Source organism: Ruminococcus sp. AM42-11 (genome assembly GCF_003480145.1).
Taxonomy (GTDB): domain Bacteria; phylum Bacillota; class Clostridia; order Lachnospirales; family Lachnospiraceae; genus Blautia_A; species Blautia_A faecis.
In genome coordinates this window covers 1-22,567 of record NZ_QUIO01000016.1, presented here as the reverse complement: position 1 = coordinate 22,567, position 22,567 = coordinate 1, and the positions used below count along the sequence as shown (strand labels likewise).

The window sequence follows — 22,567 nt, the reverse complement described above, 5'->3', positions numbered from 1 at the left end:
AACTATTTCGTCCACTCCGCTCAAAATCGCAAAAGCGGCAGGAACTAATACCCATTTAAAACAGGGCAATCTGCCCTGTTTTCCACTGGAAATTCATTTTGGGAACAAATTATCCACCGCCTACTGCAAAACTCTCCACAGTATCAACTGCGCTGCCAGAATTAACGGCACACCCAGGCGAAATTTCCACTTTCTGGTTTTATGATGAAAAAACTGCATTCCAAGAAGAGCCCCAGCGGAACCGCCAATGACAGCCACCGCAAGAAGCTGAGCCTCTGGGATGCGCCACTGTTTTCTGATGGCTTTCCGCTTGTCCATGCCGTACATCCCGAAGGCTGCGATATTAACTAAAACCAGATACACAACAAGCATATTTTCTAACATTTTAATCCAACTCTCTAATTCCTCTGCCAAACACGCTATAAAGCGTGTTTGAAAAAGGCTTTCTGCAAGGCAATGTCAAGAGAAGAGAAATAATGTTTTCCCTCTTCTCTTTATTTATTCAACCCTTTCATAGAAAGGCTGATCCGGTTCTTCTTCTCATCCACACCGAGAACACGAACCTCCACAACATCTCCGACGCTTACAGCTTCCAACGGATGTTTGATAAATTTTTCACTCATCTGGGAAATATGAACAAGTCCATCCTGATGAACTCCGATATCAACGAAAGCTCCGAAATCGATTACGTTGCGGACAGTTCCTTTCAGGATCATACCCTCTTTCAGATCCTTGATATCCAGTACGTCTGTGCGGAGAATCGGCTTCGGCATCTCATCACGCGGATCTCGTGCCGGTTTCTCCAGCTCTTTTACAATATCCCGAAGAGTAATCTCTCCAATTTCCAGTTCATCTGCAGTCTTCTTGTAATCCCTGATCTGTCTGGAAAGTCCGGCAAGCTTGCCTCCTGCAATATCTTCAGCGGAATATCCCAGTTTCTCAAGAAGCCTGGAAGCCGCCTCATAGCTCTCCGGGTGAACGCTTGTCGCATCGAGAGGATTGGAGCCGCCTGTAATACGCATGAAACCAGCACACTGCTCGAATGCTTTCGGACCAAGCTTCGCAACCTTCAGAAGATCTTTTCGGCTTGTGAAACGGCCATTCTCCTCACGGTAAACTACAATGTTCTTCGCAATAGCCTTGGAAACACCGGAAATATACTCAAGAAGGGAAGCCGAAGCAGTATTTAAATCCACACCTACTTTATTTACAGAATCCTCAACCACACCTGTCAGAGCCTCGCCAAGCTTCTTCTGGTTCATATCATGCTGATACTGCCCTACACCAATGGATTTCGGATCGATCTTAACCAGCTCAGCCAACGGATCCTGCACACGTCTTGCAATGGATGTGGCACTTCTCTGTCCTACATCAAAATTGGGAAATTCATCTGTAGCAAGCTTGCTTGCAGAGTAAACAGAAGCACCCGCCTCATTTGTAATTACATACTGAACCTTCGCTTCCGGAATCTCCTTCAGCATATCAACAATCACCTGCTCAGACTCTCTGGAAGCAGTACCATTTCCAACAGAAATCAGGGAAATGCCATACTTCTTGATCATAGCTTCTACTGTATCCTTCGCAGCGCGAATCTTCTTCTCGTTAGTAGGAGCAGTTGGATAAACAACTGTGGTATCCAGAACTTTTCCAGTAGGATCTACAACAGCCAGCTTACAGCCTGTACGGAAGGCCGGATCCCATCCAAGGACAGTCTGTCCGGCGATTGGAGGCTGCATGAGAAGCTGCTCCAGGTTCTTGCCAAAGACTTTGATAGCACCGTCTTCTGCCTTCTCTGTCAGGTCACTTCTGATCTCACGCTCGATTGCCGGCGCAATAAGACGCTTGTAGCTGTCCTCTGTTACCTCTTTCAGGATTGGTGTGGTAAACGGGTTTTCACGGGTGATCACCTGCTTCTCCAGGTAGCGGAGAATATCTTCCTCCGGTGCTGCTATCTTAATAGTAAGGAATTTCTCTTTCTCACCGCGGTTCAACGCCAGCACACGATGTCCAGCCAGCTTCTTCACCGGCTCTTCAAATTCGTAATACATTTCGTAAACAGACTGTGTCTCCGGATCCTTTGCCACAGAACTGATGGTTCCTTTCTTTGCAGTAAGGTCACGGATGTGGATTCGGTAATCTGCCTCGTCGGAAATATGCTCTGCAATAATATCCTTCGCACCAGCAATGGCGTCTGCCACAGAAGCAACCTCTTTTTCCTCTGACACAAAGGCTTCTGCCTCTTCCTCAATAGACTTGTTTGTCATCTGGAGCATAATGATATTTGCCAGGGGCTCCAGGCCTTTTTCCTTGGCAATGGTTGCCCTGGTACGTCTCTTCGGACGGTACGGGCGGTAAAGGTCCTCTACGACTACCAGCGTCTGTGCTGCCAGGATCTGTGCCTTCAGTTCTTCTGTCAGCTTGCCCTGGTCCTCAATGCTGGAAAGGACCTGATTCTTCTTGTCTTCCAGATTTCGGAGATAAGTCAGTCTCTCGTTCAGGTTACGAAGCTGCTCGTCATTTAAGGTTCCGGTAGCTTCTTTTCTATATCGTGAAATAAAAGGGATAGTGTTTCCCTCGTCGATCAATTTAACAGCAGCTTCTACCTGCCATTTCTGCACCCCCAGTTCCTGGGTGATTGCCTGTAAAATATCCATTTTTTCAATCTCCTCTTGTTGCTTGTATTTCTAAATAGTCCTATCTTCCGGCAGTCTGTAGTCCAGTTCTCCATCCAGATCCCGGTAAAATGCCACCATGGACATTTCCATATAAGGCATGATCCAGAAAAGTGCAATATAGAACGTGAACACAGATAATAACAAAAGCGGGATAAAGCTAAGATTCAGCTTCACATATCTCCAGATATTTCCCTTCATCAGCCTTGCGCTCTCTTTCAGTGCCTGGATTCCTCCAAGCTCTGTGTCATCCGCCATAAGAAAATAGGTCATGGCAAATGGAAGGGAAATAAGAAAATTCAAAAGCGTACTTACAGCCAGCAGTCCCAGAGTCATGGAAAGCCACTGGATCTGGGAATCCACAGTCAGTCCCGGATCTGTGGTAAAGCTCACATAATAGTAAGGGATTGCTGTGATCAGCTGGATCATCGCAAGCACAAAGCCTGCAACGATCACCCTGTCTGGCTGGTTTTTGAAAAAGTAGCCAAGATCTCCCAGAGAAAACTCCTTTTCCCGGGAAATATTCAAAAGCATATACCCCAGACCAGCAGAAATGATTCCCACGATCAGTGACACCACCAGCATAAATATTTCGCTGAGAACCAGATCCAGCGCGGATGTGCCAGAAAACAAATTGGTAGAAAGGATTGTTCCTAAGGTATTCAGACCATACACTGCCAGAAGCCCAAGGATCACAGTTCCAACATGTCCCTGCAATGACTTTTTGGCCTGCAGTTTGATTTCCTTCGTACTTCTTTTTTTCATAATCATCATTCTCCTTTGCAGTGAAACAGCAGGCCGGGATTCTGATACATCCCGGCCAGATATATTGCAGCACCATTTCGCTGTTTTCACTTTTGCTCCATTAAACCATGCCAGCTGTTCCTAATATAGCATTTTCCCATCTGACATCTGTAATTTTTTTATAACTACGCCGTCCTCTTACTTCCCCAGAAAAACACCGCTACCGTACCAGGACCTGTATGACTCCCGATGGTGGTTCCGATGTTGTTGATCTCAACCTTCCCATTTAATTTCGGGAAACGCTCTTCCACCAGCCTTGCCACTTCCCTGGCATCCTCTATACATGCGGACTGGGAAATATAACATTTCCCACTATAGTCAAGTCCGCCCTCGGCGTACTCTTCCATTTTGTCTACAATAGCCCGGATCACCTTTTTCTTGGTACGGATCTTAAATCTTGGGATCAGTTTTCCCTGATCATCCATATTCAGAAGCGGACAAATATTCAGCATAGTGCCGAAAAAGCCGCTGGCCTTGGAAATACGGCCTCCTCTGATATAGAACGTAAGGTCTGTGGAAAAGAACCAGTGATGCAGGTTCAGCTTGTGTTCTTCTGCCCAGGCATGAACTTCCCCGATGGATTTACCCTCATCCCGGAGGTCAGCAAGTTTATCCATAAAAAGACCATATCCTGAAGACGCGCCCAGAGAATCCACAACCAGAATCTTACGATCCGGGTATTTTTCCTCCAGCTCCGCTTTTGCAACGTTGGCTGAATTTATAACACCGGAAATCCCGGAAGAAAGGCAGACGTGAAGCACATCCTTGCCCTGTTTCAGAAATCCTTCAAAATACTCTTCAAACTCATCTGCGTTTACCTGGGAAGTCTTGGTAGATGCCCCATCCTGCATGGCTTTATAAAACACATCAAAAGGCATGGACTGTCCCAGATCATCTGCATATTCTTTTCCATTTAATTCATAATGAAAGCAGATATAGGAAATATTTCTTTTCTCAAAATGTTCTTTCGTAAGGTCCGCTGTGGAACAACAGCTGATCACATAGTTGCTCATATTTCCCTCCTGTTACTAATTTTGTAAAACCTCCAGATCGGGTTCTCCCTTATTCTGGAAGAATTTCATTTCTGTACGCAACACTTGCCACTGTATCCGGATCCTCATCCTTGTTAAACCAGAACTGTGCCCGGTTGTCAATCTTGGTATCTGCAGTCTTATAAATATTCAGGTAATCTCCGTCCTCATCACACGAATAGCCTTTTTCCTCTGCAGCTGCGATCAGGTCCGCCTTCTTCGCACCCAGGGTAAATCCACCGGAAAGAGTAAGGGTAAGAGCATCACTGTCGTAATTGCCTACCTCAAGCTCCCGTACAAAACAGTTCTCGATGGCAGTTGCATCCTGGGTAAAATTGTAAACACTGAAATGCACACTCTGGTTATTCTTCATCATGTCTACAAATTCCAGATCCCGGCCAGCCACATAAGCGCCATCTTCCACATTCTGAAGCTCCCAGCCATTCTCAAGGAATGCAGACACCGGAGCCGGAAGGGAATAAAGATCTCCGCAGAATTCCAACTGTGGAGCCAGCAGATCATCTCCCAGCTCAGTAGGAGCGGTATAGGAAGATACGATTTCCGGAACTTCCTCGCTTACACTTCCCTTGTCATATCCTTCTGGCTCTACGAAGTTACGCATATCTACCTGCTTCAGAGTATTGTCATCCTTATATACATAGAAATGAACTTCCTCGTAATAATCTTTCGAGTAGGAATACTTGGTATACAGGTCTCCCTCGTAAGTATCGCTTGGATCACCATAAGCAGCTTTGATATCATCAAAATTGGATTTTCCCATTACGATTCCGCCAGGCAGTTCTACAGGAGTAGCCGCCACATCAAAATCATAGCTTGCATCAATATCAATTCCCGCCACCAAACACTGGTTTAATGGCAACTGGTTGATTCCAAGATTGATCACATCTACGGAAACGCGGTCGTCCCCTTTGTAAAAACTGATGGAACCATAGGAATTGGTTCCAACGCCCATCTCCGGGTCCTCGTTCTTGCCAAGTGTCCAGTCTGCTGCAAAATCCTGGTAATACATAGGGAACTGGTAAACCTTATCCCCGATCTTCACCTGAAAATCGTACAGGCTGTCGGACAGCTCTGTAACCGTTTCTGCACCAGCCTCAGGCTCATCAGCAGCCTCTCCTGCTGCCTCTGTAGTTTCGGCTTCCTGTGCCTCTGCATAAGCCGCGGACGGAACCGCACACAGGCACATTGCTGTAAAAAGCACTCCCAATACTTTTCTTTTCATACAGAAATTCCTCCTTAGAATTTATATTCGATCAGTCGGCAAGGCCGAAAGCATCGTGTACTGCATTCATAGCCCGGATTCCGTCTTTTTCATTGATGAGGACGGTAATACGGATTTCAGATGTGGAGATCATATTAATGTTTACCCCTTCATTGTAAAGGCTCTCAAACATCTTGGCAGCCACGCCAGGATTGCTGAGCATACCGGAGCCAACAATGGAAAGCTTGGCGATATTGCGCTCAGAGTGAAGCTCCTTGAAGCCAAGGCGCTCCTGGCTCTCCTCCAGAGTGGCAACTGCATCATCCAGATCATCCTTATTTACTGTAAAAGAGATGTCCTTTGTTCCTGCACGTCCGATAGACTGCAGAATAACATCTACATTAATATTCTTCTTTGCAAGGGTATCAAACACCTTAAATGCAACACCTGGCACATCACGAAGTCCCAGCACTGCAATTCTTACAGCATCTGTATCCAGCGCAACACCGCTGATCAGCATTCTTTCCACGCTAACTACCTCCTTCACTACCGTTCCTTCACTGTTATTCAGGCTGGAGCGGACCACAAGGGGCACTCCGTATTTCTTCGCCATTTCCACAGAACGGTTGTGAAGTACACCCGCTCCTGACGTTGCCAGATCCAGCATCTCATCGTATGTGATTTCTTTCAGCTTTCTGGCATTTGGCACCTTACGCGGGTCGGCTGTGTAAACGCCGTCCACATCTGTATAAATTTCACAGGCATCTGCATGAAGTGCTGCTGCCAGTGCCACTGCAGTGGTATCAGAGCCGCCGCGTCCCAGAGTGGTGTAGTCATCGTATTTATCTACGCCCTGGAATCCGGTAACGATTACGATCCTGCGGGCATCCAGCTCCCGGCGGATACGCTCTGTATCGATTCTTTTTAATCTTGCATTCTGATGGCTGCTTGTGGTATGCATGGTCACTTGAAAGGCATTCAGGGAAACCGCCGGAACGCCTAGCTTGTGCATTACCATTGCCATCAGGGATACGGACATTTGCTCACCGATGGTAAGGAGCATATCCATCTCACGCTTCGGAGGCTTGTCGTCCATATCATGAGCCATACGGATCAGCTCATCTGTATATTTTCCCATGGCGGACAAAACCACCACCACGTCATTTCCTTTTTTATATTCTTCGATACAACGGTTAGCAACATTATACATTCTCTGTTTGTCCCCAACGGAAGTACCGCCGAATTTCTTAACTATCAGCATAGTTTTTCCTTTCACGCTGTCAGTTTTATTTTTATCTGCGCATGCAGACAGTTTCACGCAGCTGCCCATTACCTGAATAACTGCGGTTTCATGTTATCAGTCTTTCACTCGGATCATGCCCAGAACATTCTCTCCAAGCGCTTTCACACGCTCTTTGTACTCGCCCTGTGTCATAAGTCTGGTAATAAAACCAAATTCTTCCGGAAGGGAATCCGGCTCGATCACAGCCTCAACCTTACCAAAAGCCTTATCCACTTCATCCAGGGAAGTATCCTTCACACGGACAAAGAAACGGCCTTCTACAGAATCCGGCTCCATCAGGGTCATCTCTTCATTGCTCCAGTTATTCGGAATCGTATCATGAAGATGCTTTGCAGCCTCCACAACGTCTGCTACAACTGCACTTGCAGTAGGAAGCTTGCCGGCTCCGCTTCCATAGAACATGGCATCGCCAAGCATGTTTCCATGTACGAAAATACTGTTGAACACTCCCTTTACGCCATAAAGAGGATTCTCCTGTCCTACAAGGAAAGGTGCTACAAGTGCGTAGAAGGAATCGTCTCCCAATTTCTTGCTTGTGCCAAGAAGCTTGATACTTCTGCCCATTTCTCTTGCGTATTCCATATCCTCTGGTGTGATCTTTGTAATTCCTTCTGTATAAACATTTTCAAAATTCAGGAATTTTCCATATGCCAGAGAGGAAAGAATGGCAATCTTACGGCATGCATCCTGTCCTTCCACGTCAGCGGTAGGATCAGCCTCTGCGTAGCCTTTTTCCTGAGCCTCTTTCAGAACAGTATTGAAATCAGCGCCTTCTGTGATCATCTTATCCAGCATATAGTTAGTAGTTCCGTTCAGAATTCCGCTGACCTCATCGATCTCATCTGCGGTAAGAGAACCGTTGATGGCACGAATGATCGGGATTCCACCGCCGCAGCTTGCCTCGAAAAGGAAGTTAATCTTTTTCTCTTTTGCAATTTCCATAAGCTCAGGACCGTATTTGGCAACCAGAGCTTTATTTGAGGTACACACACTCTTGCCGGCTTCAAGTGCTCTTTTTGTAAAAGTATAGGCAGCACCGGTTCCTCCCATTACTTCTACTACAATTTTAACTTCCGGATCGTTTACGATCTGCTCAAAGTCATGAACAAGAATCTCTTCTACCGGATCTCCAGGGAACCCACGAAGATCCAGTACATATTTGATCTTAATCTCTTCCCCGGCTCTTTTGTTGATCAATTCATGATTGGTGCGGATGACTTCTACTACACCGCTTCCAACTGTGCCATATCCTAACACTGCAATATTTATCATCTGTCCGTTACTCCCTGCCTAAAATTTTTAAATAATGGATTCCTTCCATCTGTTCAATGTCATCCACCATTGCCTCAGCATCCCCTTCTCCCTGAAGGATCTGCACACTTAAGGTAAGAGTGGCAATACCACTGATGGGAATACTCTGATGTATGGTCAGAATATTGCCATGGTTTTCTGCAATAGCCCGAAGAACATTGGATAAAATTCCCGGCTCATCATCCATCTGTATAATAAATGTGATGGTCTTTCCCTTGGCTTCCTCGTGGAAGGGAAAAATATCATCTTTATATTTATAGAAAGAGCTTCGGCTGATTCCCACAGCGTCTGCAGCTTCCTGAACCGTAGCTGCCCGCTTTGATTCCAGAAGCTTCTTCGCTGCAACTACATTCAGAAGCACCTCTGGCACAGCCCGCTCTTTTACTACAAAATATTTATTCTTATCTGTTGTCTTTGGCATCCTGCATTTCCTTCCACTTTCACTGCGCCCTGCAAATCTCTGCCATTACAGCCGCTGTATCCAGACATAATCCGGAAGCTGGTACCGTTCCCTTCGTGAACAGCAGCATGCTTTTATTGCTGTTCTGCAGGTCTCTTCGCAAGTGCGATCCATTTCAAATATGCATTAATAAAGATATCAATGGCACCATCCATAACTGCATCTACATTTCCGGTTTCTTCATTGGTACGGTGATCTTTGACCATGGTATATGGCTGCATAACGTAGGAACGGATCTGGTTGCCCCAGCCGATATCCGTTACTTCACCTCGGATTCCGGAAAGCTTGGCTTCTGCTTCCTGCTGTTTCAGAAGATATAACTTCGCCTTCAGCATCTGCATAGCCTTATCTTTATTCATATGCTGGGAACGCTCATTCTGACACTGTACCACGATTCCTGTTGGAAAATGAGTGATACGGATAGCGGATGAGGTCTTGTTGATATGCTGTCCGCCGGCACCACTGCTTCGGTAGGTATCAATACGGATGTCCTCATCATTGACTTCTACGTCCAGATCTTTCTCAATATCCGGCATTACATCGCAGGATACGAAAGAGGTCTGGCGCTTTCCAGCCGCATTGAACGGGGAAATACGTACCAGACGGTGAACACCTTTCTCAGACTTCAGAAGTCCGTATGCGTTCTCTCCGTTTACCTGGAAGGTAACAGATTTGATACCAGCTTCATCACCGTCCAGATAGTCCAGAACTTCAATTGAAAAGCCCTTGCGCTCAGCCCAGCGTGTATACATACGATACAGCATACTGCACCAGTCGCAAGCTTCTGTTCCACCAGCTCCTGCATTCAGTTTTATAATGGCATTCTCGCCGTCATACTCTCCTGAAAGAAGTGTCTTCACACGGATACTGTCAAACTGTGCCTGGAACTCATCCAGCATTTCCTGGATTTCTTCGATCATGGACGGATCATTTTCCTCATAGCTCATCTCGATCAGGGTCTCCATATCTTCTTTCTGGGTTACCAGATTCTGATAGGTTTCCATGTCGTCCTTCATACCCTTTAATTCTTTCATTTTCTTCTGGGATATTTCTGCATTGTCCCAGAAATCAGGCGCTTCCATTTCGCGCTCTAATTCTTCAACCCGCTTTTCTTTGTTAGCCAGGTCAAAGTGAATCCCTCACTTCCACTAATGGTTCTGTGTATGTTGCAAGAATGCTCTTGAACTGGTCTAATTCAACCATAGCTTCACCTTCTTTCTAATATTTCTGTGTAACTGTCCAGTGTTTTCTGAATCGTTACATTTCTTCAACAATGCCGCCGGCCTGGAACGTGTTTGAAAAATCATTCCCGCGATCCGCACGGCACACAGACTTTCAAACTATACAATAGCATATTCCGTGGGAAATTACAATAAAAAGCGGTGTGGAAAGGAATAGCCACCCGTTACCGTTTTCTTTGTGAATAACAGGCATTCTCTCTGTTGCGATTTTTTCTCAAAAATGGATTTTAGAATAGGTTGAAAAATCTCTATATTTCTTATATCATAAACTAATAATCCGTTTGTGGGACATGTTTCTATGATATAATGATTTTTGTTAAAACTATTAATGAAGAGGTATCATTTTTGAAGAAAAAAGAAGCGGTATTTATTGGTGCACTATTGGTTATTTCAGTGGCACTTTGTATTTTTGTTTATGCGGTTCCACATGGAACTCATGGGTCGATCCAGATTACGGTGGACGGGAAGCTTTATGGGACTTATTCACTGGCGGAGGATCAGGTGATCCAGATTGGGGATACCAATGTGTGTGAAATTAAGGACGGCGAGGTAAAGATGACAGAGGCGGACTGCCCGGATCATCTTTGCATGAAGCAGCCGGCAGTGGGCAGTGCAGGCGGATATATTGTGTGCCTGCCAAACAGAGTAGTCATTCAGGGAGAGGGCGATTCAGATTCACAGGATTCCGAAAGTGGATTTGACGCAGTGGTGTAAGTGATGGATCAGAAAAAGACAGCGTATCTTGGGCTGTTTGCAGCCATTGCCATTATTTTCGGGTATGTGGAATCGTTGATTCCGTTTTTTGCGGGAATTCCGGGAATGAAACTAGGGCTTGCAAATCTGGCGGTGCTTTTTGTGCTGGAGAGGTATACGTGGAAAGAAGCGGCGCTAGTTTCCATTGTGAGAATTTTTATTATCGGTTTTATGTTTGGAAGCGGCTCCAGTATTATGTATAGTCTGGCGGGGGCGACCCTTAGTTTGATTGTGATGGTTTTTGTGAAAAATAAGATTGGATTCGGGCAGCTGGGTGTAAGTGTGGCTGGTGGCGTTTCCCATAACATCGGTCAGCTGCTGGTGGCGATTCCGGCAACGCATACGGTGGGACTGTTGTATTATTATGCTCCGGCGCTGATGGTGTCGGGAGTGATTACAGGACTGCTGATTGGAGTGCTGACGAAGGAAGTGCTTAAGAGGATTCCGTAATATGTTACCACCGTACGCATCTGGGCTGAATATATTCCACGCGGGGAGGCGCAACATTCCGCGGAGCTAACTGCTAACTGCGACTAAACATCTCAGGAGAGCCTTCGATGTTAAGTCTTCGTAAGCAGTGGATCTCCGCTCCATTAAAGGCGCGCTTGAATGCCCCGCTTAGGAATATATTCAGCCCAAATGCTGTTGATTGAAAAAGAGCTCCTGACGATAGTTTTGAACTATCGTCGGGAGCTCTTCTTGCTATTCCATAAGTTATCATTTTCTATGAATTTATCATGGACAACTTATAATTCGTTTACTATATATCCGTCTTTCATTAATTCGAATTTATCCATCAATCCACTTGTCACATACACATTTTTGTCTTCATCTACGAATACAGCTTCTGCATCATATTTCTCTAAAAGAGGTTTGGCCGCGTCCATACCCAGGACGAAGCAGGCGGTGGAAAGGCCGTCGGCCAGATAACCCTGGTCGCAGACGATGGTAACAGAGGTGAGACCATTCCAGACAGGGTAACCGGTCTTTGGATCCAGAATGTGGTGGTAGCGGATTCCATCTTCTATGAAGTATTTTTCGTAGTCGCCGGAGGTGGAAAGGAACTGGTTGGCGTCCAGGGTGATGGCGCCAAGGTAGTCACCTTCGGTGTCACGGGGATCGGTGAGGGCTACTTTCCAGGGGGAACCGTCTGGCTTTTCGCCGTAGGTCATGACACTGCTGCCACCAAGGTTCAGAATCATACCGAAAACGTCTGGCTGGGTTTGCAGGTAATCCATGATCTGGTCACAGCCCATGCCTTTTCCAACGGCACCAAGATCCAGGGTACATCCATCAAGAAGGGTTACATTGTTTCCGTCCACCTGAATTTTCTCGTAGCCCACTTCGGGAAGAAGGGTGTCGATTTCGGACTGATCTGGGACATGAGGGTTCTCGCCGGCAATGTCCCACAGGCGGATAATTTTTCCAAGGGTGGGGTCAAAAGCACCGTTGGAATCCTGGGAAAGCTGGCGGATTTTCTCAAGGTCGGCGGCAAGATCATCAGAGACTTCCATGGTCTTGCCCTCAGCATTGTTCAGCTGGGAAATCTGGGAGTTTTCCTCTGTCCAGGAAAGGAGGGTGGTTTCCATTTCGCGGAGCTTTTCGCCAATCTGGGTATTGATGTCCGCGCCTGAGGTGTAAAGGGTTTCGGAAACTACCGTGTCCATTGCGAAATCTGCGTTGGTGTATTTTTCTACGTCAGCAGCATAAACAACTGTAGTGGTTTTTCCCAGTACTGTTGCAGAAATGACAGTGAGAAGCAGGCTGCCGCAGAGGATTCCTGCCACACTTCTCTTTCTCAAATGCCTTCTCCCATTAAACATATCCAAGCAGGTAAGTGATTGACCTCTGGACTGCTTTTTATAATGTACCTTAATTAAATCGACTTCATTCTGAAATCTTACTTTACTTCTTTTTTTACTCATATCCTGTTCTTTCTGATTTTATTTTCTCTTATTTTCCAATAGCTTTCGCCCATCTTTTTCCAGCGCTTGTTTAAAAAAGGCTCTCATCTTTCGCCTTCGGAATCTCGATCCGGATATTCTTCTTCGGGCAGATTCCCTGGCAGGCGTGGCAGCAGATACATTCTCCGGAGAGAGAGGTATCACCGTCAATGTCCAGATGAGCAGGGCAGCGTTTTTTGCAGGCTCCGCATTTCGCCGGACAGGTGCTTCTGTCACGATTGAACAGTGCAGAAGGCGCTATAGGCATTATAGCAAAAATCGCGCCCATTGGGCAGAGGAACTGGCAGAAAAATCTTTCCTGGGTACACATTCCGATCAGGATCAGAAGCAGCAGCACAATCCCCACCTTGTAGGAGGCGCCAGGAAGTCTGCCAGCGGTAAGCATGGAAAACACATCCCAGGGGCTCATGCCCTGAAGCTTGCTGTACCAGCCGGTAAGGATAGATACAAGAAGCACCAGAAGCCAGATATTTTTCACCTTCTGCAAAATACGGATGGCTTTTTCTGAATATCCGTGACGGCCTTTTTTATGAAAAACCTTCTGGCGGATAAACACAGTCAGCTCATACAATGCATCCCCAAGGGAACCAAATGCGCAGGCATATCCGCAGAAATGCCGTCCGAACAGGCAGGTTACCACCAGCAGCACGGCAGTCACATCCAAAAAGGAATTCCAGCTGATTGTCTGATGTGCTGCGATTGCCTGAAAAATGGACTTCACGCCTGCGAATGCCGTGGAAAAAAGTGCCGGAGCAAAAATGAAAAACAGAAGCTGGATGCCGGCGCGGATCAGCCGGATTTTTCTCTGTCTCTTTTTCATTGATTTTCCGCCTTTCCAAGTGCATCATTTACAGCGTTGATAATTCCAGTGGAACTGAAGGTTGCGCCGGAAATGGTGTCAACGTCTGTACTCTGGGAAGCCAGAATGGTGCTGATCACGCCTTGTCCCTGGGAAAAGTATGCAGAGTCTTCGCCTGGTGCACTTACCACCTGAATGTCTGTAATCGTATCATTTTCAAGTGTAACCTGAACCTGGATGTTGCCGCCAAAGCCCTGGCCGTCTCCTGTATAGGTTCCGTTTTTATAAACAAGCTCTTCACTGTCTTCATTAGAAGAAGTGTCCTCAGCCTCTGTCTCATCTGTATTTTCCTCATCTTTTTTCGCGTCCTCGGAAGCATCCCCGGAAGATGTTTCCTCCACCTGGGCTTTCTGATTCTTCGCTTCCTCTTCTGCCTTTTTCTTCGCCTCTGCCTGCGCTTTTGCAGCCTCTTCAAGGGCACTTAATATCTCATCCTGCTGTTTTTCCAAGGCCTCCACTCTGGTTGTCAGACTGGCGATCTGCTGGTCTTTTTCGGTATCACTGTCTTTTTTCTGCATGGAGTTGTAACCAAGGACGGCACCAACGATCAGAAGCAGACATAAAACTCTCATAATAAAACTCTGGTATTTCATGGGTTATGCTCCTTTTGCCTGATTTAATGCATTTCTAAATGCCTGAATAAATCCCTGGGAGGAATATGTGCATCCAGATACTGTATCTACACTGTCTGCGGACTGCTTTCCCATAACCTGTCCAAGAATTCCCTCCCAGGCTGTATCTGCATATTCTTCATCATCATAGGAAAAATAAGTTGCTCCCACAATCTGCCTCCGGATATTGTTACGGTAACCTGTACACTGTCTGGTCCGTCATTGCCTTCTCCAATGCCAGTGTAGGTTCCATCTGTATATGCACCAGCAGGCACAGGCGTGGGTTCTGGCGTAGCTGTCGGTTCCGGCGTCACAGAATTCTCCGGTGTATCCGTCGGTTCCGGTGCAGAAGTTGGCGCTGGCGTTTCAGTAGGCTCTGGTACAGCTGTAGGCTCCGGTGCAGTCGTTGGTTCCGGAACAGAAGTCGGCTTTGGCGTATTTGTGGGTTCTGGCTTCTCGGTGGAATCCGGCGCCTCAGTGGGCTCTGGCGTTACTGAAGGCTGTACCTCTGTATTTTTTGCCTGCTCCAATGCTATTTTGGACGCATCCAGAATTCCCATAGAAGAAAATGTTGCACCACTTACAGTGTCAATTCCTTCTGTACTCTGCTTTTCCAGTATTTTAGGCTGTATGGATCTCCATGCCTTATTGAAAAAGCTTCGGGTATCTGAGTTTGTATTGGTTACTTCCGTAATTTTTCCATCTTTAATTGTCAGTGTTATGTTGACCTGTCCGGAATATCCCATTGCAGACCCTGTATAGGTGCCATCTTTCAAAAGATTTACAACCGGCTGCTCATCTGACGGATTATCCGGAGTCTTGGTAGGCTGTGGAAGCTCCGTTGGAATTGGTGTTACAGTTTCATCAGGTACAGCAGTCGGTGTTGGAGTTATATCTTCTTCCTTTGAGTCTGTAGTTCCTGATTGATCAGCCTTTGAAAGAGCCTGGGATAAAGCTCCGAGAATTCCATTGGAAGAAAATGTTGCACCACTTACAGTATCAATTTCAGAAGTACTCTGTCTGGAAATCACATTGGACTTGATTGTTTTCCATGCTTTATTAAAAAATTCAGGTGTATCTGTATTTGTGTTGCTTATTTTTTTGATTTTTCCATTTTTTATTGTAACCTTTACCGTTACGGTTCCATCAAAGCCTTCTGCCTGTCCCTCATATACGCCATCTTTATAGCTGACAGAAGTATCTTTCTTCGGTTTCTTTGCAGGTTTTGGCGTTGGCGTTGGAGTTGGTGTGGCAGCCGGTGTGGCAGAATCACTGTTTCTTGCCTGTGAAAGGGCATTCTGTACTGCCTGGATAATCCCGTTTGAGGAATAAGTTGCACCGCTGACTGCATCCACATTCGGGGACTGGCTTGATAAAACCTTACTTACAACGCCCTGTGCAGAGGCAAAATAAGAGCCTGTTTCTCCAGAGGCACTCAATATATCAACAGCTGTGATTTTCCCACCTGATACAGTTACCTGTACGGTAATCGTTCCTCCAAAGCCAGTTCCGCTTCCCTGGTAAGTTCCATCTTTATAGCCGCCTTCCGGAACTTCTGTAGTTGGTGTAGTGGTGGAGCCCTGACCTACCCCTGAAGATGCAGCCGTTTTTACTGGAAGGGTCTTTGAGCTTCCTTTTTTTATACCACTTTTTTTCTTTGAAATTTTGGAGGTTTTTTTCTTTGAAGAAGCTGATGATGTGTTCTTGCCTGCTTTCAGCAGACTCTCCTCTTCTGCCTCGTCATCTGCTGCCTCATAGGAATAGGCTGTTTTCAGAAGCGATTCCAGATCCTGGGATTTTACAACCTCTCTGGTTTCAGCAGTCACTTCTTTTCCACTGCTGCCAGCCTGAGCACCTGCTGCAGCCACAGCCGCAATAACCACTGCTGCTGGAGCAAGTTTCACCAGATTCTTTTTTTCAAAAGGATTCTTATCACTGTCTCGTTTTTTCATGCTGTCTCCTGTTAAAATATGTAGCAAAATAAGTTTCTTTTTACAAGCAAAAGCAGGGGCTGTTAAAAACGGCCCCCGTTCCTTTGCCTTGTTTTTGCACAAGTATTATTTGTTATCGTAAAAGCTTTGTAATCATTATTTTACTTTTACTTTGAATTTCTTAGATACTCCATTACTTGTAACAGTGATGGTTGCAGTACCTTTCTTCTTACCTTTTACAACACCTTTTGCAGTAACAGTCGCTACTTTCTTGTTGCTGGACTTGTATGTTACTTTTCCGGATGGTGTTGCGGTTGCTTTGATTTTTACTGTTTTGCCTTTCTTGATTGTTGCAGAAGATTTTGCAAGCTTCAGAGAAGGTTTCTTAACCTGGATTACTACCTTCTTAGTGTAGTTTCCAACTTTTACCGTAATGGTTGTCTTTCCTGCTTTTTTCGCTTTTACAACGCCCTTGGAAGTTACAGTAGCAACTTTCTTATTGCTGGATGTGAATTTAGCTTTTCCTGTTACACCTGTTTTTTCAACAGTGATTGTTGTGGATGTTTTTCCTTTGGTGTAAATCGTGGAAGCTTTTGCAGTTGCTGTAATTCCAGGAGTTGCAGTCGGTGTTGGTGTTGCTGTTGGAGCCGGTGTTGCGGTCGGCTGTACAGGTGCCGGTGTTGCGGTCGGCTCTGCCGGCACCGGAGTAGCGGTTGGAGCTGGAGCTTTTACAAGCATGTTAAGAGCTTCTCTTAAATGTCCGATCTGCTCTTCTACGCCATAAGTTGTCTGATTCTTAATATTTGCAAGCATTTCCTCGCACTCTTCAAGCTCATTTGCAATGCTGTCTTTTGCAGCAGCCCAGCTCTCCGGAGTATAATCAGCCTCGTTCAGGGCTTTTGCTTCTGCGATAATGTTTTCCAGTGGTGTGGAATCTGCATCACCTGCAGGTTTTGCAATATTCTCAGCTGTTGCCTGGAATTTTACAACGTAATCCTGGTATCCAAGGGCATGAACAGTAAGGATCCAGTAACCAGTTCCGTCAGTTCCTTCCGGAAGCTTGCATCTTCCAGATTCTGTAAGACCAAGCTGGATACCCATCATTTTATGCATCCAGTTATCAGCTGCAAATTTTGTTCCATAGTTTGCAAGTCTGTTTGTATAAGTGGAATCATTTCCATAATATGCCCACTCAACAGACTGCATATGTGCACCAAGATCGCCATAGTTTCCAGTCAGGTCAACTCTCAGGAACTCACCATAGGAACCATTTCCAGGCTTTACAGCTGCTGTAATTCCGTCTGCCACTTTCAGCTCTGCATCTTTGATACCAGACTCAGTTCCGTTCTGTCTTGCTCCGATTACAAAGCTTCCATCTTCAGCTTTTGTAGCTTTTTTCAAACCATTTGTATTTGCAGTTACATTTGCAACGGCTTCATAGGATTTCAGTTCTTTCTCGCCATAACCGCCGATCAGCTGTCCGCCATTTTTTACAATTGCATGGCTTTCTGCAAAAGCAGCAAGGTCAGCTCTCTTAATCTCAACCGGTACATATTTCAGTCCAGTTACGGTATATCCGGTTACATTGTTCCGGTTAAATACTTCTGATGTTCCATCGGCATAATAAACTGTTTTTCCGTCTGCGCTCCAGTGGGAAACTGTTTTTCCATTAAGAACCGCGATTGCCTGGAAGCTTCCTCTGTGAAGGCCATGGTTTGCAGTTGCTCTTGTTACAGCATCAAATGCTCCAAGGTCTGACTCACCTCTTCTGTCTTTTTCTTCAGAAGAAGCTGTGGAGCCTGCATTGTATACATCCTCGGAAGCCCAGTACTCAGCCCATGTAAGACCTGCGTATACATATACGTTTTCGTTGTAAACAAATGTTACATCTGGGTATCCGGCAGCACTTACAACTACTGTATCTCCATCGTTTACAGCTGTTTTAGAATAATCAAGAGTTCCATCCTCCTGAACAATCTTGACAGCACCTTTTCCGCTTGCAGCATACTCTTGGTCACCAATTTTTACTTTTGAAACTGTTTTGGTAAATGCAACAAACTGCTCAGCGGTAATATCTGCCGCAGCAACCAGTTTTCCTTCATACTCATCATAGGAAGCCATTACAGTATCTGTTGTTGCTGTAAAAGTAGCGCTGACAGGAGCATATTTTCCATTTGCATCGGAAATTGTCAGAGTATGTGTTCCAGGTGTAAGATTTGTAACCTTTACTCCTGTCTCTGTTGTCGCTGCTTCCACATCATCAACTGCATATTTCTTTGAATAATCAGATGGAAGTGCTTCAGATAATTCAACTTTAACCTCTGCATCTGTTACCTTGATGTTGTCAACGGTTGCACTGACACCTGTTTTTACCGGAACATAAGTATCTGGAATATCAAAATTAATTTCCCCCTTATCCGTATAGTACGTTACGCTGGAAATAGTTTTTCCCATCATGGATTTGTAGTGGTCAGAGCTTATTGGGCAACCGTGAGATTCTGTTGTAAAGCCGGTGCTCCATGCAAGTTCTTTTCCTTTCCAGATATTCTCAAGATGACGGAGTGCATAAGTGGTTCCGTCTGTTGTATTGATGATTACACCATAAATCTTATCACCATTAGATGCATTTACTACTGCCTTTACTGCTGTCTCATCCAGCTCAAGCTGATAATCTCCATATTTGGAATTAAGCTTTAATTCAGCATTCACACTAACATTCTGTTCGGACATTCCCTGAACAGCGCCAAAAGAAATATTTTCGTTCTCATCTACGCTCATTTCCTTGTAATATGCAGGAGTTTCTGCCGGAACATAATAAGTATAGCTTGGCTGTTCAATAAGAGCCGCTGCACCAGTATATGTATTAGTACTTACCTGGCCTTTCATGTTCGTAGTAATCTCTATAGTAGTGCTGTCTGTAATCTGTTTAAAATTTTCCAAATCAGAAGCTTTATTCACTTTTACCGGAAAAGTAACACCTGCAAGTTCATTTCCTTCCGCGCTTGTATGATAAGCAGCATTTCCATTCATCACGCCGCTCATCTTTGTTTTTGCTTTCGTCGCGGATGTAAATGCATCTACTTTTACATCATTGTTTTTCAACTCAGATCTGTAAAAAGCTTCATAGGGAATGTTCATCAGTACGATCTGACCATCCTCCACTGTTTTCACAGCTCCCGCTTCATTGTTGGTTTCGCCCTCAGTGTTTGCTAAAAAAGCATCTTCTGTGTCTCCGGTTTCGCCGTCCTCAAATCCAGACTCCTCTTCTGCGGCTTCTCCAGATTCAAAACCATCCTCTGTGTCTGTACCAAAATCTGCTGAATCGTCAGCCTCTGATGATTCGTCATAGTCGTCTGAAATCTCATCAGAATCATATATAGTCTCATCAGAAACCTCAACAGACACTTCACCAGAAGTAAAATCTTCTGCCATTACTCCAACTGGTGAACTGGTCATCGCTACAGCTGCACTCATAATGATCGGAGCAATTTTTCTTAATAACTTTTTGTCAGCCATCCTCTTCCTCCTCATTTAACTATTATTAGTATTTTCTAACCTTTGTTTATTTTACAGAATCGCGTTAGAAATGTCTATCTTTTTTTAGTTTAGACATTGCACTTTTTTTATCAACAAGAGTGGGCTTCCGTATACCGACAAGCTGATTCTGTCTCCATATTTTAATTACTTTCCTCTCTTCAGATATAATGACATCGCTTACAGACAGCACACTCATTTGCAGCAAAAAAATCCAGGCACGGAAGTCTTCTTACTTCTATACCTGGATTCTCGTACATCGAAAATTAAGTAACTGCCATATTGACTTGTCTGATTTTTCATCTGCTGCACCGCCTTCCTACGCGATGCACAAAAATTATACTGTGTATCATTTCCCTTTGGCAGCCTTTAAATTTCATTTTTATTTATCTTTTCTGCCATATCTGCATTTTGCGCCCTCTGGCGGTCACAAATACGTTTTAGAACAGCCGTTTTGCTACACAGACACGGCCGTTTGGATGCGCCATACACCATATTTTCTTTCTATGAGAAAAAGCTTTCAGCCACGCTCATCTCCGCAATATATCCAACAGTTCCTGTCATAAAAATAGTTCCATCTTCTTTAATGTCGATCTGGATCATACCACCTGGCTGGTTTACATTGATTCTGTTTTCCATCAGACCTTTTCGGTAGGCTGCAATGGCTGCTGCACAGCTTCCTGTACCGGAAGCTTTTGTGTAACCGGAGCCACGCTCCCAGATCTCGATATCCAGATTTCCTTTATCAATCTGGCGGCAGATCTGCAGGTTCACTCTTTCCGGGAACTCATCTGCATTTTCCACATATGGCCCCAGCTCTCTTACTTTTTCCTGAGATACCTGATCCATGAAAATAATGCAGTGTGGATTTCCTACTGTGAGACAAGTTGCCTTGTATTCTTTCTTGTTAAATGTAAATGGCTCATCGATCACCTCACGCACCTCGCCAGTTACCGGAATCTCTCTGGAAAGGAAAGAGGCTTTGCCCATGTTTACGCGGAACTCTGTCGCTCTGGCATTCAGACACTCTACTTCGATTGTTCCGGATAAGGTCTCAATGGCAAATTTTTTCTCTGTAACATACTCATTGTCCATAAGATATTTTGCAAAAATACAGACACCGTTTCCACTGATTGTAGCTTCACTTCCATCGGAATTAAAAATACGCATTCCCATTTTTCCGTTAATGTCAACTGGTCCGTAAAGCACACCATCCGCTCCAAGTCCGAATCCCCGCTGGCAAAGAAGTGCAATTTTTTTGCCTTGCAGCTGAAGCTGGTTTTTTTTCGCATCCAGTACCAGATAATCATTTCCAAAGCCCTGATATTTTGTCATGATAATGCTGTCTCTCATTGTTTTCAATTCCTTTCTGACGAAGCGCCCGTGATCTTTTTTCTCAAATCACATCTTATATATCCAGTATAGCGTTTATTTTTCCCATGTACATAGAATAACTTGCGAAATATATTGCAAAAAATGCGGTATTTCATTTATAATAAAGTCATATTTCAAGCGCAGATTGAATTATGACGCTACGCAAACGTAGCTGCAAGCAAAGTTTGCGGTTCCATACACACTATAGTTAAAACAGGGGCCATAACATATGAATTCTTTCAATGAACCTACTGAAAAAACCGGCTATCTGGAGCAGGATTTCCGGCTTTTTCACATCAAGGACCAGACCAAGCGAGAATTTTCTTACCATTATCATGATTTTCACAAGGTGATCATCTTTCTTTCCGGAAAGGCAGCCTACCACATTGAGGGAAAGTCCTACTACCTGAAGCCCTGGGACATTCTCCTCGTGAACCGTCACGCCATCCACAAACCTGAAATTGATTTTTCGGTTCCATACGAACGTTTTGTACTATGGATCCGCGACGACATCAAATCCACAGAACTACTCCGCTGTTTTCAGAAGGCGATTGACCGGAGTTACAATCTAATCCGTCTGGACTCTGACACTCAGGAAAAATTAAAGCAGCTTCTCTACGAACTGGAAGCTGCCCTGAAAGACGAAAAATTTGGAAGCGAGCTTCTTGGCTCAGCTCTTTTCACCCAGTTCATGGTTTATGTAAACCGCATTTTTCTGGAAAAGCAGTACATTTATGACGCTCATTCCTACAGCAGTGATTCCCAGATAGAAGAGCTTCTACGTTATATTAACCACAACCTTACTGAAGATCTTTCCATTGAGACCCTTGCACGGAAATACTACCTGAGCAAGTATCACATGATGCGGAAATTCAAGGAGGAAACCGGTTACACCGTCCACAACTACATCATTAGCAAGCGCCTTCTTCTCGCCCGCACAAAAATTTCCGAAGGCACCCCCATCCTGAAGGCCTCCCAGTTAAGCGGCTTCTCCGACTATACCACCTTCTCCCGGGCCTATAAAAAACAATTTGGCACCGCGCCGAGCCAGACAACATAATTGCTATTTAGTGTGTTGAAAGTTATTCAAGGCGGACGCATTCGGACAATGGTGATTGCTCACTCGCCGGCGCAACGCTCCAGCGAACTAACTGCTAACTGCGACTAAATCGTTCAGGAGAGCCTTCACGATTAAGTCTCCGTAAGCAGTGGATTTCGCCTACGCTAAAACCGCGCCTGAAATGGCTCGCTAGAGCAATCACCATTGCCCGAATGCTGTGTACTGGCTGGGACTTATTTGTACATAGGAACTTTCAACAGGTGGGGTGGGTGAGTGATTGGTTTCCCTATACTGTATCGGAAACGAAAGTTTATGGGAATCTTGCCGGAAATTAGCGGCTTTTATAATTTCTATGAAGTATTTGCACATTCTTAGGGCTGTTTTGCAAACAAAGAACTTGACATATTATTTTATGTGTCTTCGATACCCCATTTAGA

Annotated in this window: 18 protein-coding genes; 3 read left to right on the top strand and 15 right to left on the bottom strand. The window is 45.0% G+C overall.

Going from position 1 to position 22,567, the window contains the following annotated elements:
* Window positions 1–120 precede the first annotated feature (120 nt).
* The 9 genes from DW904_RS10805 to prfB form a co-directional block, all read right to left on the bottom strand.
* Window positions 121–384, bottom strand: coding sequence for a DUF1294 domain-containing protein (locus DW904_RS10805; RefSeq protein WP_118580382.1), 264 nt, complete (start codon window positions 382–384; stop codon window positions 121–123).
* 110 nt (window positions 385–494) lie between these two features.
* The gene (locus DW904_RS10800) at window positions 495–2,654 is read right to left on the bottom strand and encodes a Tex family protein (RefSeq protein ID WP_118580379.1); all 2,160 of its coding nucleotides are present in this window, start codon (window positions 2,652–2,654) and stop codon (window positions 495–497) included.
* A 30-nt stretch (window positions 2,655–2,684) separates the two neighbouring features.
* A complete protein-coding gene (locus tag DW904_RS10795) occupies window positions 2,685–3,437 on the bottom strand; it encodes a DUF975 family protein (protein WP_195992725.1) in 753 nt (250 codons plus the stop codon).
* Between the two features lie 164 nt (window positions 3,438–3,601).
* On the bottom strand, window positions 3,602–4,489 hold the full coding sequence (locus tag DW904_RS10790) for a DegV family protein (protein WP_118580373.1): 888 nt from the start codon (window positions 4,487–4,489) through the stop codon (window positions 3,602–3,604).
* Window positions 4,490–4,538: 49 nt separating this feature from the next.
* Window positions 4,539–5,750, bottom strand: a complete 1,212-nt coding sequence (locus DW904_RS10785; RefSeq protein ID WP_118580370.1) for a hypothetical protein — start codon at window positions 5,748–5,750, stop codon at window positions 4,539–4,541.
* A 31-nt stretch (window positions 5,751–5,781) separates the two neighbouring features.
* Window positions 5,782–6,990 (bottom strand): aspartate kinase, encoded by a 1,209-nt coding sequence (locus DW904_RS10780; protein ID WP_118580501.1) that lies wholly within the window; start codon window positions 6,988–6,990, stop codon window positions 5,782–5,784.
* 96 nt (window positions 6,991–7,086) lie between these two features.
* A complete protein-coding gene (locus DW904_RS10775) occupies window positions 7,087–8,304 on the bottom strand; it encodes a homoserine dehydrogenase (protein ID WP_118580367.1) in 1,218 nt (405 codons plus the stop codon).
* 7 nt (window positions 8,305–8,311) lie between these two features.
* Window positions 8,312–8,764: an ACT domain-containing protein gene (locus tag DW904_RS10770; protein WP_118580364.1), complete on the bottom strand. Its 453-nt coding sequence runs from the start codon at window positions 8,762–8,764 to the stop codon at window positions 8,312–8,314.
* A gap of 113 nt (window positions 8,765–8,877) precedes the next feature.
* A protein-coding gene (prfB, locus tag DW904_RS10765) for a peptide chain release factor 2 (protein WP_118580361.1) occupies window positions 8,878–10,006 on the bottom strand; the annotation gives its coding sequence in 2 pieces (ribosomal slippage) (window positions 8,878–9,930 and window positions 9,932–10,006; 1,128 coding nt in all).
* A gap of 383 nt (window positions 10,007–10,389) precedes the next feature.
* Between prfB and DW904_RS10760 the strand changes: the two genes are divergently transcribed.
* Both DW904_RS10760 and DW904_RS10755 read left to right on the top strand, forming a co-directional pair.
* Window positions 10,390–10,758: a NusG domain II-containing protein gene (locus DW904_RS10760; RefSeq protein WP_226854382.1), complete on the top strand. Its 369-nt coding sequence runs from the start codon at window positions 10,390–10,392 to the stop codon at window positions 10,756–10,758.
* 3 nt (window positions 10,759–10,761) lie between these two features.
* Window positions 10,762–11,247, top strand: coding sequence for a Gx transporter family protein (locus DW904_RS10755; protein ID WP_118580355.1), 486 nt, complete (start codon window positions 10,762–10,764; stop codon window positions 11,245–11,247).
* Window positions 11,248–11,543: 296 nt separating this feature from the next.
* Here DW904_RS10755 and DW904_RS10750 read toward each other — a convergent pair whose 3' ends face one another.
* The 6 genes from DW904_RS10750 to dapF all read right to left on the bottom strand — a co-directional run bounded on the left by DW904_RS10750 (window position 11,544) and on the right by dapF (window position 21,049).
* Complete coding sequence (locus DW904_RS10750) at window positions 11,544–12,599, bottom strand: FAD:protein FMN transferase (protein WP_243110385.1); 1,056 nt, start codon at window positions 12,597–12,599, stop codon at window positions 11,544–11,546.
* Between the two features lie 193 nt (window positions 12,600–12,792).
* Window positions 12,793–13,581: a 4Fe-4S binding protein gene (locus tag DW904_RS10745; RefSeq protein ID WP_118580352.1), complete on the bottom strand. Its 789-nt coding sequence runs from the start codon at window positions 13,579–13,581 to the stop codon at window positions 12,793–12,795.
* Complete coding sequence (locus tag DW904_RS10740; protein ID WP_118580349.1) at window positions 13,578–14,213, bottom strand: FMN-binding protein; 636 nt, start codon at window positions 14,211–14,213, stop codon at window positions 13,578–13,580. The genes DW904_RS10745 and DW904_RS10740 overlap by 4 nt, the downstream gene beginning before the upstream one ends.
* An 86-nt stretch (window positions 14,214–14,299) precedes the next feature.
* Window positions 14,300–16,183 (bottom strand): FMN-binding protein, encoded by a 1,884-nt coding sequence (locus tag DW904_RS10735; RefSeq protein ID WP_347562115.1) that lies wholly within the window; start codon window positions 16,181–16,183, stop codon window positions 14,300–14,302.
* 135 nt (window positions 16,184–16,318) lie between these two features.
* Entirely contained in the window at window positions 16,319–19,678 is a 3,360-nt protein-coding gene (locus DW904_RS23895; protein ID WP_243110383.1) for a penicillin-binding Tp47 domain C-containing protein, read from the bottom strand.
* A gap of 522 nt (window positions 19,679–20,200) precedes the next feature.
* Entirely contained in the window at window positions 20,201–21,049 is an 849-nt protein-coding gene (gene dapF, locus DW904_RS10720) for a diaminopimelate epimerase (RefSeq protein WP_118580346.1), read from the bottom strand.
* Window positions 21,050–21,299: 250 nt separating this feature from the next.
* On the opposite strand from dapF, the gene DW904_RS10715 reads away from it, so the two are divergent.
* The gene (locus DW904_RS10715) at window positions 21,300–22,130 is read left to right on the top strand and encodes an AraC family transcriptional regulator (protein ID WP_118580343.1); all 831 of its coding nucleotides are present in this window, start codon (window positions 21,300–21,302) and stop codon (window positions 22,128–22,130) included.
* Window positions 22,131–22,567 lie beyond the last annotated feature (437 nt).

Excerpts from the sequence above, each read along its gene's own strand:
- DW904_RS10785 (WP_118580370.1), bottom strand. The coding sequence starts at position 5,750 with ATGAAAAGAAAAGTATTGGGAGTGCTTTTTACAGCAATGTGCCTGTGT.
- DW904_RS10735 (WP_347562115.1), bottom strand. The coding sequence starts at position 16,183 with ATGAAAAAACGAGACAGTGATAAGAATCCTTTTGAAAAAAAGAATCTG.
- DW904_RS23895 (WP_243110383.1), bottom strand. The coding sequence starts at position 19,678 with ATGGCTGACAAAAAGTTATTAAGAAAAATTGCTCCGATCATTATGAGT.
- DW904_RS10790 (WP_118580373.1), bottom strand. The coding sequence starts at position 4,489 with ATGAGCAACTATGTGATCAGCTGTTGTTCCACAGCGGACCTTACGAAA.
- DW904_RS10800 (WP_118580379.1), bottom strand. The coding sequence starts at position 2,654 with ATGGATATTTTACAGGCAATCACCCAGGAACTGGGGGTGCAGAAATGG.
- DW904_RS10770 (WP_118580364.1), bottom strand. The coding sequence starts at position 8,764 with ATGCCAAAGACAACAGATAAGAATAAATATTTTGTAGTAAAAGAGCGG.
- DW904_RS10715 (WP_118580343.1), top strand. The coding sequence starts at position 21,300 with ATGAATTCTTTCAATGAACCTACTGAAAAAACCGGCTATCTGGAGCAG.
- DW904_RS10805 (WP_118580382.1), bottom strand. The coding sequence starts at position 384 with ATGTTAGAAAATATGCTTGTTGTGTATCTGGTTTTAGTTAATATCGCA.
- DW904_RS10775 (WP_118580367.1), bottom strand. The coding sequence starts at position 8,304 with ATGATAAATATTGCAGTGTTAGGATATGGCACAGTTGGAAGCGGTGTA.
- DW904_RS10780 (WP_118580501.1), bottom strand. The coding sequence starts at position 6,990 with ATGCTGATAGTTAAGAAATTCGGCGGTACTTCCGTTGGGGACAAACAG.
- DW904_RS10745 (WP_118580352.1), bottom strand. The coding sequence starts at position 13,581 with ATGAAAAAGAGACAGAGAAAAATCCGGCTGATCCGCGCCGGCATCCAG.
- DW904_RS10740 (WP_118580349.1), bottom strand. The coding sequence starts at position 14,213 with ATGAAATACCAGAGTTTTATTATGAGAGTTTTATGTCTGCTTCTGATC.
- DW904_RS10795 (WP_195992725.1), bottom strand. The coding sequence starts at position 3,437 with ATGAAAAAAAGAAGTACGAAGGAAATCAAACTGCAGGCCAAAAAGTCA.
- DW904_RS10755 (WP_118580355.1), top strand. The coding sequence starts at position 10,762 with ATGGATCAGAAAAAGACAGCGTATCTTGGGCTGTTTGCAGCCATTGCC.
- dapF (WP_118580346.1), bottom strand. The coding sequence starts at position 21,049 with ATGAGAGACAGCATTATCATGACAAAATATCAGGGCTTTGGAAATGAT.